Genomic DNA, 13,754 nt, shown 5'->3' with positions numbered 1-13,754 from the left:
GCGTCATGGTTGGCGATAGGCAAGGTCAGGGTCATCCCGAGAATTACGGTGAGGGTGAAGGCGACGGCAAGCAGGGGGAGGGCTCTCATGCGCCACCTTCAGGCTTATGAGTGTTCAGGCACTCATTTATTGGGTCAAAGCTACGAATCAACGTTGGATGCCTTTCCAGAACAGGTCGAAGCCGGCCTGCTGCAACTGCTGCCGCTGGTCGGGTGCGGCGGCCATCGCTTCCAGCGTGGTCTCCAGCAGGTTGATCAGCACCCGGCCCAGGTAGAACGGCAGGCGCTGCGGATCGATGTGGTCGGCCAGGCGGGTTTCCAGCGACTGCAGCATGCTGCCGAAGAGGCCGGCGCACTGGGTGCGGGTCTGTTCGCTGATGCGCTCGGACACCTTCAGCTGGCGCAGCGCCATGCGGTCCACCGGGTAGGCCGAGCCCCAGGCGACCAGCGCGTACCAGGCGTGCTGCAACAGGTCATGGGCATCGGCGTCGGCGGGGAAGTCGGTGGCCAGCGCCTGCGACAGCCGGGTTTCCAGGCGGACGAACAGCGCGTTGAGCAGCGCGTCCTTGGTCTCGAAGTAGGTGAACACCGTGCCTTCGGCGACCTTGGCCGCGCGCGCGATCTGCGCCGTGGACGCGCCAATGCCCTGCGCGGCCACCCGTTGGGCGGCAGCGTCCAGGATTGCATCGCGTTTCTGTTCGCTGAGCGGGCGGGCCATGGGAATGAGTAAGTGAGTGCTTGCTCATTTATAGTCCGGGCGCGGTTGCGCTGCAAGTGCAGGCGAAGGTCTGGCCGGGATCCGTTCAGCCCCGGCGCTTGCCGGCTGTCGGCGAGACACGGGACCATGCCGGCCTGTCTGCCGAGCCTGGAAGCCCCGCGATGCCTTCTGCCCCGATCACGCTGCGCACGCCACGCCTGCTGCTGCGCCGACAGACCGAGGCCGATTTTCCCGCCTACCGGGCGTTCCTGGCCTCGCCCCGTGCGGTGGGCCTGGGCGGTCCCTTCGACCTGCGGGCGGCGTGGGGGATGTTCTGCCACGACCAGGCCTGCTGGCAGTTCTTCGGGCACGGCGCGCTGATGATCGAGCGGACCGACAACGGCCAGTGCATCGGCCAGGTCGGCATCAATGACGGCCCGCTGTTCCCGGAAAAGGAACTCGGCTGGCTGCTGTACGACGGCCACGAGGGAAAAGGCCACGCCACCGAGGCGGCGACGGCGATGCGCGACTGGGCCTTCGACACCCTCGGCCTGGCGACGCTGGTCAGCTGCGTGTCTGCGGACAACCCGTCCTCGGCCGGCGTCGCCCGGCGGCTGGGCGGCGTGCTGGATGCCACTGCCGTGCGTAGCGACCCAGGCGATCAGGTGTACCGCTACCCGCGCTGATTTACAGGCGACTGCCGTCCGGGTGCATTGTCATCGCCTCCGGCGGGGTCTATAACGCGGTCAGGCCCCCTTGCTGGACGCCCCGCGATGCCACTCAACGCCGCCGTTCCCGCTGACGCCACGTCCGCCTCGCAACAGATCGATGCCAGGATCGCCAGCCTCGACGACTGGCGCGGCAAGACCTTGGCGACCCTGCGCCGCATCATCAAACAGGCCGATCCCCAGGTCGTGGAAAGCGTGAAGTGGCGGGGCGTGCCGGTCTGGGAGCACGACGGCATCCTGTGCACCGGAGAAACCTACAAGACCGCGGTGAAGATGACCTTCGCCAAGGGCGCGGCGCTGGACGATCCCACCGGTCTGTTCAATGCCAGCCTCGAGGGCAACACACGGCGGGCGATCGACGTGCATGAAGGCGAGCGGATCGACACGGCGGCGTTGAAGGCGCTGATCCGTGCGGCAGTGGAATTGAATGTGGCCGGCAAGGCCGCGAAGGCGGGACGCGCTGTCGTGCCGACCGGAACGAACAAAGCAGCGGCGAAGAAGACGACGGCAGGAGCCAAGAGCACGCCCGCGGCGAGCAGCGCTCCTGCGGCAAGGAAGGTCGCTGCGACGCGTGCATCGCGTCCGCCCACGCCATAGCGCACTGCGGGGGCGCGACGTCGCCGGCATATGCCTTTCGTTCATATGACAGATGCGCGGTGGCAGGCGCGGACGGTTTCGGCAAAGATGGTGCGCTGCACGTCCGCCGCGAGGCGGGCGCTGCAGTCTCCCCCTGTTGAAACTGGAAGTGCCTGTGCTGAGTGTTGTTGGTGTGCTGCTCGCGTTGTACGTGGTGTGGCGTGTGATCTGGCCGATGCGGATGGCGCTGTCGGTACGTGGCCCGCTTGGATTGCTGGTGGTGGCGCTGGCGTTGCACCATCGCATCGTGGCCCGCTTTGCCGGGACCATGGCGTCGCCGGAGATTCCCAAGGCGGTGATCGCGGTGCTGGCTACCGGCTTTACCGCACTGCTGCTGGGCGCCGTGTTGCTGCTGCTGATCGATGCCGCGCTGCTGGGCGCACGCCTGCTGCGCCGCCCGCGTGGCGTGGCCGCATTGCGCACCGCATGGCTGCGGCCCGGCGCGATGGGCGTGGCACTGCTGTTGTCCGCCTATGGCATCTGGCAGGGCATGGCTGTCCCGCAGACGCGACAGATTGAGGTGGTCATCGATGACCTGCCGCAGGCGTTCGACGGTTACCGCGTGCTGCAGCTGACCGATATCCACGCCAGCCGCCTGCTCACCGGCCGTTGGGTGTCCAAGGTGGTGGCCAACAGCAATGCGCTGAAGCCGGACCTGGTGGTGATCACCGGCGATCTCATCGACGGCAGCGTGGCCGCACGCGCGGCCGATTTCGCCCCGCTGGCGCAGTTGCGTGCCCCCGATGGCGTCATCGCGATCACCGGCAATCACGAGTATTACGCGCAGTACACCGCCTGGATGCAGGCCTTCCGCGCGCAGGGCATGCAGGTGCTGGAAAACAGCCACGTGGCAGTGACGCGCAAGGACGCTGCGCTGACCATCGCCGGGGTGACCGATCCAGTGGCGGCCAACTACGGGCTGCCACTGCCGGACATCACTGCCGCACTCGCCGGTGCCGATCCCGCCGCGCCGGTGATCCTGCTCGACCATCGCCCGGGCGCGGCGCGCGTCAACGCCGCCCACGGAGTGAAGCTGCAGTTGTCCGGGCATACCCACGGTGGCCACATCGTCGGCATGGACCAGCTGGTGAAGCGTGCCAACAACGGCTATGTCTCCGGCCGCTACGAGGTCGATGGCATGACCCTGTATGTCAGCAACGGTGCCGGCCTGTGGCCGGGGTTTCCCGCGCGGATCGGCGTGCCGTCGGAAATCACGTTGATCACGCTGCGGCGGGGCCACGCCACGCATTGACGTCATGCGGGTCGATACCCGTGGAGGTGGTGTTCATGTGCATCGGACGTCAGCGGCACAGGGATGCGATGGGCGCTGGCTGTCATATGACAGTCATGCCGCAGTGAAAGAATTTTAACGACCGGGCAGCAGCCGTCCACCGACTRCCCTGCCGTTTCAATCCCCTCTTTCCCTGCGAGCACCGCGCCGTCCGGCACGGTGGTTCGTGCCTGCCTGAGCGCTTGAACCATGAAGAAGACCCTGTTGGCCGCCGCCGTGATCCTGGCCATGACGCCGGCGGCCTGGGCGGACGATGCTGCCCCGGCGGCGGTGCCGCGTAACGACACTCCCACCGATCTGGACGCGGTGTCGGTGATCGGTCGCGGGCAAGCGCGCCAGGTGCAGCGCATCACCGCGCAGAACCTGGACATCCTGCCGCCGGGCACGAGCCTGCAGAAGGCGATCAACATCCTGCCGGGCGTCAATGCGCAGTCGGCCGATGCGCTGGGCACCAATGAGCAGTCGATGACCCTGAGCCTGCGCGGCTTCAACGCCACGCGGCTGGGTTACACGCTGGACGGCGTGCCGCTCGGCGATGGCGCGTACAACAACTACAACGGCCTCACCATCAACCGCGCGCTGATCAGTGAGAACATGGCCGGTGCGGAACTGGCAGTAGGCATCGGCAGCCTCGGTACGCCGTCCACCAGCAACCTGGGCGGCACGCTCGGCTATACCTCCAACAACCCACTGGCGACGATGGGCGGACGGTTGGTGCAGACCTTCGGCAGCGACAGCAACCGCCGCACCTTCGTCCGCGCCGATACCGGCGAGCACAACGGTTTCTCGGCCTATGTGTCGGGCATGAACGCGGGCTCGGACATGTGGAACGACCAGAGCGCCTACAACCAGTCGACCACCAGGCAGTTCAACGCCAAGGGTGTCTGGAACTTCGGCAACGGCCGCATCGCCGCCTTCGTCGATACCTCGCGCACCTCGCAGGCCGACTATTTCTATCTGTCCAAGAATGAAATGGCGCGCGGACTGGGCTGGGATTGGGGCGGCTATGCGCCGGACTGGAACAAGGCCGTGGCCAAGGCCTACTGCAACACCGCCACCTACGTGAAGGCCAAGTGCGACGCGTCCGGACCGGACCGCGATGCGGACGGGGCGTTCACCGCCGGGCAGATCCTGCGCGACGACAACCTGTACTACCTGTCCGGTGACTTCTTCCCCAGCGATGGCTTCAGCGTGCACGCGCTGGCCTACCACCACGACGACCATGGCGAAGGCCACAACTGGAACAGCGGTGCATGGTCCAACAAGGGCACGCCGCAGGAAGTGCCGATCATCTTCCGCAACACCGTCTACGAGATCGACCGCAACGGTGCCACGCTGTCCTTCGACTGGGACCTGGGCGCGCACCACATCGAAGGTGGCCTCTGGTACGAGCGCAATGAAAGCAGCGCCGAGCGCTATCAGACCGCGGTCACCGGCCCGCGCGACCTGAGCGGCATGAACAGCACCCAGGCCGACGTCGGCGTGTTCGCCCAGCGCACCCGATGGGAAACCAAACAGGTCTATCTCCAGGACACCTGGCGCCTGCTCGACGACCGGCTCACCGTGCAGTTCGGGATCAAGAGCCCGCACGTCACCTCCGACGCGCAGGCGCTGCCGGGCACCGCCAGGACGCCGATCGCGGCCAGCTCCAACAACCAGTTCGCCACCGGGCGGTTGAAGATGCGCAAGTCCGCGCTGCCCAGCGTGGGTGCTAATGTCCGCCTGACCGACAGCCAGGAACTGTTCGCCAGCTATGCCGAGAACATCGCGATGTTCCAGGGCGGCTTCAAGCTTGGGCCGCAGGCGGTGAGCCAGGCCACATGGAATGYGCAGGGCGATCTCAAGCCGGAACAGTCGCGTTCCTTTGAAGCTGGTTACCGCTACGTCGGCGATACCCTGCAGGCCTCGCTGGCCGCCTACACGGTGCGCTTCGACAACCGCCTGCTGCAGTACAACCCCTGCGATTCGCGCCAGCCGGTGGGGCCGAGCTGCGGCAATCGTTTCTACAATGCCGGTGGGGTGGACAGCCGCGGTGCGGAGTTGACCGTGGTGTGGACGCCCAATGAGCACGTCAGCTGGTACAACTCGGCCTCGCTGAACCGCTCGACCTACCGCTCCGATTACGTCCAGGCCGGCGTGGTGCAGCCGATCGACGGCAAGATCCAGACCGACACGCCCAAGCAGATGTTCGCCAGCGAGATCACCTGGCGCGACCACGGCTGGTTTGCCACGCTGCGGGGCAAGTACACCGGCGAGCGCTTCTACACCTACACCAACGACCAGGGCTTTGGCGGGTTCACCGTGTTCGATGCGTCCGGCGGCTACGACTTCGGTCGGATCGGTTTCGCCCAGGGGGTGCGACTGTCGGTCAACGTCACCAACCTGACCGACAAGCGCTATGCCAGCAACCTGGATTCCAGCGTGTTCGCACCGAGCGACCCGACCGGCTCGATCTACGTCTTCCACGCCTCCGCACCGCGCCAGGTGTTCGGGACGGTCGATGTCCGCTTCTGATGGCAGGCCATGGCAGCGCGGCGTGGCGTGGATTGGGCTGCTGGCAGTGATGGCGGGGCCGGTCTTCGCGGCGGCCCCGATGTCTTCCGACGTGTCTTCGGACATGCCGGTACTGGTGGCTTCCGGCGTGCTGCCGGCCGGCACCCTGGATTTTCTCGGCGATACGCTGGGATCGTTTTCGTCGCTGGCCGTAGATGCCGCGCGCTGGAAGCGCACCGCTGACGGCTACCGCGGCGTGCTGTGGACGCTGCCTGATCGCGGCCGCAACGATCCCGATGCCGGCCTGTTCTACGACTACGCCGGGCGCCTGGAACGCCTGCAGCTGCGGATTGAGAAGGGCACGGGGGAGCGCGTCGGCAAGGTGACCCTGACTCCCGACGGCGGGCTGTTGCTGCGTGACTTCAACGGGCAGCCCTTCACCGGCGCGGATCCGGGCGAGCACACCGTGACGCAGAACGGCATCCTGCTGCCATCGCCCGCGCAGGGCGTGGGCGCGGGCAGGATATCGCTGGACGCCGAATCGCTGCAGTTCACCGCCGATGGGCATTTCTACATCGGCGACGAGTACGCCGCGCACGTGTACTACTTCGCCCCCGATGGTCGTCTGCAGGGGGTCATCGTGCCGCCGCCGGCGGTGCAGCCCCGGCGCGAGGGGCGGGTCATGTTCGATTCGCGCCGTGCGCCGGACAGTGGCCGGCGCAACAACCAGGGCGTGGAGGGCATGGGTCTGTCGCCCGACGGACGCCGCCTGTTCGTCGCGCTGCAGAGCGCATTGGTGCAGGACACCGCCACGGGCGACGCCAGCGGCCGCGTCAACACCCGGGTGATGGTCTACGACGTGAGCCGCGATCCGCTGCCCACCCAGCCGATCGGCCACTATGTGCTCCAGCTGCCCACCTATGCGCACGATGGCAAGGGCCGGCAGGACCGCACCGCCGCCCAGAGCGAGCTCCGCGCCCTGGACGACCATCGCTTTCTGCTGCTGGCCCGCGATGGCAACGGGCTGGGCAGCGACTCGCGCGATCCCATCGTCTACAAGTCGGTGCTGCTGGTCGATACCCGCGGTGCCAGCAACCTGGCGGCCAGTGCGTATGAGCAGGGCATCACGTCGGTTCTGGCGCAGCGCGACAGCACCGCGTTGAAGCCCGGCATCGTGCCGGCGCGCAGCCGCGTGCTGTTGGATCTGCTCGACCCGGTGCAGCTGGCCCGCGCCCGGCTGGACATAGACACCGCCCAGGGCGCGCATGCCGCACTGCTGTCGGAGAAGTGGGAGGCGATGGACCTGCTGCCGACGCTGGACCCCAAGCGCCCGGATGAGCGGCTGCTGATGGTGGGCAACGACAACGATTTCATCGCACGCCACTGCGTGATGCAGGGTCACGCCTGCGACAGTGCCTACGACAACGACAATCGGGTGCTGGTGTATCGGTTGACGTTGCCCGCGCCGACGCCTGATCCGCACTGAGCCGCTCGTCAGCTTGGCAAGCGCGCGTGGAATTGCGAGGCTTGCACTTTCAGGTGAAGGGCGGGTGCGGATGAAAGCGATGTACACAGGTCTCGGGGCGATGATGGTGCTGGCCACGGCCAGCGGCTGCGTGACGCAGGGCGATGCGCTGCACCGCGCGCCTGCGGCGGCTCCAGCGGTAACCGGTGTGGTGCTGCCCGATACCGAAAGCTGGAGCGTGCACGACCCGGCCGGACGCGATTACCCGATCTGGGTGGCGTTGCCGGCCAGCTATGCAGCCCACCCCGAGCGGCGCTACCCGGTGCTGTACGTGACCGACGCGCTGTACAGCTTTCCGCTGGTGCGCAGCATCCGCAACCTGGTCGGGCAGGGGGGCAACAACCTGGAGGACTTCATTCTGGTCGGGTTGCCGCCGCAGCAGGGCCTGACCTCCAAGCAGAGCCGCTCGCGCGATTACACCCCGACCCGTCCGGTACGCCGCAACGACGACGACTACAGCGATGACGTGGTCTACGGCGGCGCGGCGCACTATCGCGATTTCCTCGCCGCGCATGTGCTGCCGGCGGTGGACGCGCGTTACCGTACCGACCCGGCGCGGCGCAGTTTCGCCGGTCATTCCTATGGCGGCCTGTTCGGCAGCTTCGTGCTGGTCACGCGGCCGGAGATGTTCCAGACCTACATCCTGTCCAGTCCGTCGCTGTGGTTCGACAACCATGTGATCGACCAGCTCGAGCAGGCCTACGCGCAGCAGCATCGCGCGCTGCCGGCGCGGGTACTGCTGGCGATCGGCAGCTTTGAGACCATCAAGCCCGAGCCGCGCTACTTCACCCGCAACGACATGCTCAAGGACAACCAGGCCTTCGCCGATCGCCTGCGCCAGCGCGGCTACGAAGGGCTGCAGGTGGATACCTCGGTGATCGACGGCGAGGACCATCTCACTGTGTATCCCACGACGTTGACCCGCAGCCTGTTGCAGGTATTCCCGGGCAGCGAGCCGTACGACGGGGGTTGAGCCTCTGCCGGCCGGGTCAGGCCGCCCCGGCCGCCGGCTGCAGCGCCGTTGCCCGCACCAGCTCAGGCGCCAGCGCATGGGCAACGGCCATRCGCAGCATGGCCGGGCTGACATGGCGGCGGTGGACCCGGTTGATGGCTGCCATGTAGAGCCGACCGAAGCGGTTGTGGGCGCGCACCCGGGTTCCGAGTGCGACCACGGCGGCACCATCGAGCAGCAACTGCACACGCACGCACGAGCGGAACCGCAGGTGGCGGTCGTCGGCACCCAGCAGCACCTCGGCACTGCGATCGTCGTTGGAGCGCGACTGCGCATGCACGGGGAAGCGCTGCGCGAACCGTTCGCCGCGGTCATCGGACAGCAGTGACGACACCGGGCATCCCAGCGGCGAGGTGCGCAGCTGCAGCGGCGCGACCAGCACGTTGCGCAGCGCCATCAAGCGGCCCACGCTCGGCGGCGGATTGCACACGAACCCTTCCAGCACCGCCTCCAGCACCGCCGCGGCCGAATGGCTGCCGACACTGCGCGGGGGCAGGGTCAGCGTGGTGTAGTCCTCGTGGTCGAAATCGTCTGCCAGTGCCTGCTTCAGCAGGGAGTCGGTGGGTGCGGAAGCGTCGGTGCGGATGGGATGGGCGGCGGCCCTGCGGCCGATGTAGCCATGGGCCGGCCGCAGCCAGGCCAAGCGGCTGCGTGCACGCCCGACCAGGTCGCGGCTGTACGCGCAAAGACCGGCCAACGCTGTCCGTGCCGGTGAGCGCAACGACAGGCTCACCACCGGCAGCCGCGTCATGTCGGTCTGCGCCAGCAGCTGCTGCAGTGCCGGTGGCAGCGTCTCGGTGAGGCTGGGAATGTCGGCTGCACCGGCGTCGATGCGCGCGCGCTGCTGCGCGGTCAACGCACCGCTGCGCTCGTTGGCATGGCACGACAGCGCGAAGAGCGCCGGGTGGCGCGGATGCCGCGACACGAACTGGTGCCAGGTGCCGCAGCCGAAGCGCACGGTAAACAGGCAGTCCGGCGGGATATCCACGCACCGCAGCGCATGCAGGAACGCGGCGGGATCCTGCTTCAGCTGCGCGTCGGATGCCGTGGAAAACCGCAGTTGCGCACCCCCACTGCCGGCGATGGCGGTGAACATGCGTGGCCCGGCATGGCGATGAAAGGGATGCCCGTGCCCGCCCACCGAGAATGAGTACAGCGAGGAGGCGTCATCGTGCGCCAGGTGCATGCCGCCCAGGCGCGCGGACGGTTCGTCCAGGGCGTCGATGAAACGCGGATGCGCCGCCTGACGGACCCCTGCATCGCGGACCAGCTGGTCGCCGGCACCGATGCCGAGCTGGGCGATCAATGCCACTTCCACCGGGCTGCCTCCGCCACAGGAGGGCAGGCTGACACTGGGGAACGAGTGACTCACACGGGTGGTGTCCAGCATGACGATCTCCTTGTCGTTGGATGGTTCACTTCACGTGGCAGGCTTGCGTCGCGCACGGGCGCGGCTTTCGCGCTGCAGCGGGCCACCGACCGGGCAGACCTCGGCGGCCCACGCGAACAGCGTGTTTGCGAGCCTGTCGGGCACCTGCCGGAAGTAGACGAACTGGCCGCGTTTCTCACGCTCGATCAAGCCGGCGTCCTCCAGGATGCGCAGGTGGCTGGACAGTGCCGGCTTGCTGAAATCGAACCGCTCGCCCAACTCACCTGCACTCAGCTCGCCCCCGTTGAGGTAGGCCAGGATCTGCCGGCGGGCGGTGGAGGCAAGGGCTTCGAAGATGCGGTCCATGGCTGGTAATTAACTAATTCGTTAACTAATGGTTGCCCGGTGGCGCCGCGTTGTCAAGCCGCGTACGACGTCCCGGCGGGCTGCGCGGTACGCGCCTGACGCCGGTTCCGCGCATACTCGGCACGGACACACCACGGAAGGAGTCTGATGCGTACGCTGTCCTTGTCTTGTGCCGTGATCCTCGGCACGGCGTTCGGCGCCGGGTGCACGGGTGAGGTCATGTATGCCGCCTACCCCGATAGGGCCGCCGCGATCCGTCACGACGCGGTAGGACGTGGCTGGATTCCAGCGTGGATCCCCGCCAGCGCGACGGATCTGCGCGAAGCGCATGATCTGGACACCAATGAAAGTGCGTTGAGCTTTGAGACGGGCCCCGAGCGCTGGCTTCCGCCTGGGCAGTGTCGCTTGGTGGCGAAAGATGGGGTGATCCCGAGCGCGTTCCGACTGCACCCGTGGCCGTCGTTGGAGGTCCTACTGGCCCACTATCGCGTGAGCCGCTGCGACGAGCCGGAGGCAGCCACCGAGAGTTTCCTGGCCATACCGCGGGAGGGTGGGCGAGCGCTGTTCTGGCGCGTGCATCGCCGTTGAGAATCGCGTGTGGGCCACCGTCCGAAGTGGTGGGTGACAAGGCGGGGCCACGCCGTGGAACGCACGCGTGAAGGCCACGACAGCATCCCTGCACGGCGCAGTCACCGGCGCGCGCCGACGCTGGAACCCTGTTCCCTGCCTGGATGCGCCATGACCACCCTGACCCTGCCCGAACTGGCCAAGAAGATGGCCAACATCGACTTCACCATGCTGCAGACCCGCGCCGAGAATGGCGAAATCGCCGGACGTCCGATGAGCAACAACGGCGACGTCGACTACGACGGCGACAGCTGGTTCTTCACTACCGAAGACACCGACATGGTCCGGGAGATCCAGCAGGATCCGAAGGTGGCGCTGAGCTTCACCGGCAGCAAGTCACTGCTCGGCAAGCCGCCTTTGTTCGTGGCGGTGCAGGGCAGGGCCACGCTGATCCGCGACAAGGCGATCATGCAGCAGCACTGGGTGAAAGACCTGGAGCGCTGGTTCGAGCAGGGCGTGGACTCGCCCGGGCTGGTGCTGATCCAGGTTGCCGCCAGCCGCATCCACTATTGGGATGGCGAAGACCAGGGCGAGATCCTGCGCTGAGCGATGGCCGGCATGCCCGCCTTGAACGTACCCCGGATCGGTTGCGCCGGATGGTCCATTCCAAGCCGTTATGCCGGCCTGTTCGGCCCGGGCGAGAGCATGCTTGCCCGCTACGCCACGCGGTTCACTGCCGTGGAGATCAACTCCTCGTTCTACCGTCCGCACCAGCGCAAAACGTATGAGCGCTGGGCGGCATCGGTACCCGCGGGGTTCCGGTTCTCGGTGAAGCTGCCGCGCACGGTGTCCCACGACTCGGGACTGGTCGGTGTGGGTGGGCTGCTGGACCGTTTCCTCGATGAAGTAAATGGACTCGGCAACACGCTGGGCAGCCTGCTCCTGCAGTTACCGCCCTCGCTGGCCCTGGATTCGCGACGCGCGGGCAGCTTCTTCCGCGCTCTGCAGCGTCGCAGTCCGGCAGCGGTGGTATGCGAACCGCGCCACGCCAGCTGGTTCACCGCGCAGGCCGACGCACTGCTGCAGCGCTACGGCATCGCACGGGCGGCGGTGGATCCGGCCCGCGTTCCGGCGGCCGGCCAGCCCGGCGGCACGCCGACGTGGCAGTACTGGCGATGGCACGGTTCACCGCGCATGTACTACAGCGACTAYACAGACGCTGCCCTGGCCGCGCTGGCCGAGCAGGTGTCAGCCCGGCGCATCGGTGGTCACGCGCCCTGGGTGATCTTCGACAACACCGCGCACGGCTTCGCCGTGGCCAACGCCGTGCGCCTGCAGAAGAGCATGTGCGATGCCTGAAGGTCCTTCCATCCTCATCCTGCGTGAGGCCGCGGCCAAGTTTCGTGGCAAGACGGTGCGCCGCGCCCTGGGCAACAGCAGCCTGGACCTGACCCGCATGGAAGGGCGGCGGGTGCTGGCACTGCGCAGCTTTGGCAAGCACTTCCTGATCCAGTTCAGCGATTTCAGCCTGCGCGTGCACATGCTGATGTTCGGCAGTTACCGCATCGACGAGCGCAAGCCGTCGCCCCCGAGGGCGTCGCTGCAGTTCGACAACGGTGAGTTGAACATCTACGCCTCCTCGCTGAAGTACATCGAGGGTGCATTGGAGGAAACCTACGACTGGCGCGGCGACGTGCTGTCGCCCGAGTGGGATGCGCGCCTGGCCCGGCGCCGCCTCAAGCAGCAACCAGACACCTTGATCTGCGACGCGCTGCTGGACCAGGAGATCTTTGCCGGGGTCGGCAACATCATCAAGAACGAAGTCCTGTTCCGTACCCGGGTGCATCCCGAATCGAAAGTCGGCGACATTCCGCCACGCGTGCTGGGCAAGGTGATCGCGCAGGCGCGTGCGTACAGTTTCGATTTCCTGGAATGGAAGAAGAAATTTGAACTGCGCAGCCATTGGCAGGTGCACACCCAACGCACCTGCCCGCACTGTGGGGGACCGCTGTCCAAGACCTATCCGGGCAAGACCAGGCGGCGCACGTTCTTCTGTCCCAACTGCCAGGTGAAGTACTGACGCCCTCCGGCGGGGCGATGAGAACCCGCCGCCGGTGGTCCTGTAGGATGGATCCGTCCCACGCCGTTACGTGCGTCCTGCGCGGTCTGTTCCCGACCGCCCGCTTCGCTCCATTCTCCGAGTGCTGTTTTCCCCTGTGAAAGCGGTCCTCCCCGTGTCCCACGGAGCGCACATGCCGGGCTATGCCACCCGCGTCCTCACCATCCCGATCGCCGGTCACGATTTCCGCATCCGCGCGCTCAGCGACCTGCAGCAGTTTGCCGATCCGACCGGTCGCGCCCAGCGCGCCGGTATCCATTCCTCGTTGTGGAGTCTGTTCGGGCAGATCTGGCCGGCCGGCCGCGTGCTCGCTGAAACCATGAGCACCTACGACGTGGCCGGCAAGCGCATCCTGGAACTGGGCTGTGGCCTGGGCCTGTCCAGCCTCGTGCTGGCCCGGCGAGGCGCCGACATAGTGGCCAGCGATCACCACCCGCTGGCCGAATCGTTCCTGGCCTACAACGCCGGCCTCAACGATCTGCCGGCCATCCACTATCGCGATCTGCCGTGGGAGCTGCCGGATGCGTCACTGGGCCGCTTCGATCTGATCATCGGCAGCGACGTGCTCTACGAGCGCGGCCATGCCCTGCAGATCGCCACGATGATGCAGCGCCACGCCCGGCCAAGTGCCGAACTGCTGCTCACCGATCCCGGCCGCGGCAACGTCGGTCCGTTCTCGCGTGCGATGGCCACCCAGGGCTATGCGGTGAACGAGTCGTACGGGCTGTTCGATGACGAGGGCGATGCCCCGGGACGTGGCCGGCTGCTGCGCTACACCCGCGACGCGGTGCCGGCATTGGCTGGATGAGCAACGCTGACGGGCGTCCCGTGCGGGCGATGTAGTGGCGATGTGAGTCCGTCGGCGCCCCGCGTGCAGTAGGCTCGGCGGCATCCTGTTGCCGATGTCTTCGCCGATGCTCGACCTTCGTCCCTGCTGTCCACAACCCATCAC

13 protein-coding genes and 1 pseudogene are annotated in these 13,754 nt (G+C 67.1%); 11 read left to right on the top strand and 3 right to left on the bottom strand.

Going from position 1 to position 13,754, the window contains the following annotated elements; translation table 11 throughout:
- Nucleotides 1-147: 147 nt before the first annotated feature.
- Nucleotides 148-717: a TetR/AcrR family transcriptional regulator gene (locus tag ACXJKH_RS06205; protein WP_457318698.1), complete on the bottom strand. Its 570-nt coding sequence runs from the start codon at nucleotides 715-717 to the stop codon at nucleotides 148-150.
- A gap of 161 nt (nucleotides 718-878) precedes the next feature.
- Here ACXJKH_RS06205 and ACXJKH_RS06200 point away from each other — a divergent pair, with 161 nt between their 5' ends.
- The 6 genes and pseudogenes from ACXJKH_RS06200 to ACXJKH_RS06175 all read left to right on the top strand — a co-directional run bounded on the left by ACXJKH_RS06200 (nucleotide 879) and on the right by ACXJKH_RS06175 (nucleotide 8,342).
- On the top strand, nucleotides 879-1,382 hold the full coding sequence (locus ACXJKH_RS06200) for a GNAT family N-acetyltransferase (RefSeq protein WP_457318697.1): 504 nt from the start codon (nucleotides 879-881) through the stop codon (nucleotides 1,380-1,382).
- Between the two features lie 87 nt (nucleotides 1,383-1,469).
- Nucleotides 1,470-1,865, top strand: a pseudogene (locus tag ACXJKH_RS06195) (DUF1801 domain-containing protein); the annotation flags it as partial.
- A gap of 310 nt (nucleotides 1,866-2,175) precedes the next feature.
- Entirely contained in the window at nucleotides 2,176-3,312 is a 1,137-nt protein-coding gene (locus ACXJKH_RS06190) for a metallophosphoesterase (protein WP_457318696.1), read from the top strand.
- 228 nt (nucleotides 3,313-3,540) lie between these two features.
- Nucleotides 3,541-5,865, top strand: coding sequence for a TonB-dependent receptor (locus ACXJKH_RS06185; protein ID WP_457318694.1), 2,325 nt, complete (start codon nucleotides 3,541-3,543; stop codon nucleotides 5,863-5,865).
- A complete protein-coding gene (locus tag ACXJKH_RS06180; RefSeq protein WP_457318693.1) occupies nucleotides 5,852-7,330 on the top strand; it encodes an esterase-like activity of phytase family protein in 1,479 nt (492 codons plus the stop codon). The genes ACXJKH_RS06185 and ACXJKH_RS06180 overlap by 14 nt, the downstream gene beginning before the upstream one ends.
- 103 nt (nucleotides 7,331-7,433) lie before the next feature.
- On the top strand, nucleotides 7,434-8,342 hold the full coding sequence (locus ACXJKH_RS06175; protein WP_457318700.1) for an alpha/beta hydrolase: 909 nt from the start codon (nucleotides 7,434-7,436) through the stop codon (nucleotides 8,340-8,342).
- 16 nt (nucleotides 8,343-8,358) lie between these two features.
- Here ACXJKH_RS06175 and ACXJKH_RS06170 read toward each other — a convergent pair whose 3' ends face one another.
- Both ACXJKH_RS06170 and ACXJKH_RS06165 read right to left on the bottom strand, forming a co-directional pair.
- Nucleotides 8,359-9,771, bottom strand: coding sequence for a DUF2867 domain-containing protein (locus ACXJKH_RS06170; protein ID WP_457318691.1), 1,413 nt, complete (start codon nucleotides 9,769-9,771; stop codon nucleotides 8,359-8,361).
- Nucleotides 9,772-9,801: 30 nt separating this feature from the next.
- Entirely contained in the window at nucleotides 9,802-10,116 is a 315-nt protein-coding gene (locus tag ACXJKH_RS06165; protein ID WP_128096117.1) for a metalloregulator ArsR/SmtB family transcription factor, read from the bottom strand.
- Between the two features lie 147 nt (nucleotides 10,117-10,263).
- Here ACXJKH_RS06165 and ACXJKH_RS06160 point away from each other — a divergent pair, with 147 nt between their 5' ends.
- From ACXJKH_RS06160 to ACXJKH_RS06140, 5 genes are all read left to right on the top strand, one after another.
- Complete coding sequence (locus ACXJKH_RS06160; protein ID WP_457318690.1) at nucleotides 10,264-10,704, top strand: hypothetical protein; 441 nt, start codon at nucleotides 10,264-10,266, stop codon at nucleotides 10,702-10,704.
- 150 nt (nucleotides 10,705-10,854) lie between these two features.
- Complete coding sequence (locus ACXJKH_RS06155; RefSeq protein ID WP_256776373.1) at nucleotides 10,855-11,289, top strand: pyridoxamine 5'-phosphate oxidase family protein; 435 nt, start codon at nucleotides 10,855-10,857, stop codon at nucleotides 11,287-11,289.
- A 3-nt stretch (nucleotides 11,290-11,292) separates the two neighbouring features.
- Nucleotides 11,293-12,042, top strand: coding sequence for a DUF72 domain-containing protein (locus tag ACXJKH_RS06150; protein WP_457318689.1), 750 nt, complete (start codon nucleotides 11,293-11,295; stop codon nucleotides 12,040-12,042).
- Nucleotides 12,035-12,763, top strand: a complete 729-nt coding sequence (locus ACXJKH_RS06145; RefSeq protein WP_457318688.1) for a DNA-formamidopyrimidine glycosylase family protein — start codon at nucleotides 12,035-12,037, stop codon at nucleotides 12,761-12,763. The genes ACXJKH_RS06150 and ACXJKH_RS06145 overlap by 8 nt, the downstream gene beginning before the upstream one ends.
- 172 nt (nucleotides 12,764-12,935) lie before the next feature.
- Nucleotides 12,936-13,610, top strand: coding sequence for a class I SAM-dependent methyltransferase (locus ACXJKH_RS06140; RefSeq protein WP_457318686.1), 675 nt, complete (start codon nucleotides 12,936-12,938; stop codon nucleotides 13,608-13,610).
- Nucleotides 13,611-13,754: the final 144 nt, after the last annotated feature.

It is taken from the genome of Stenotrophomonas sp. P5_B8 (assembly GCF_054049855.1).
This window is presented reverse-complemented; position numbering and strand designations above follow the sequence as displayed.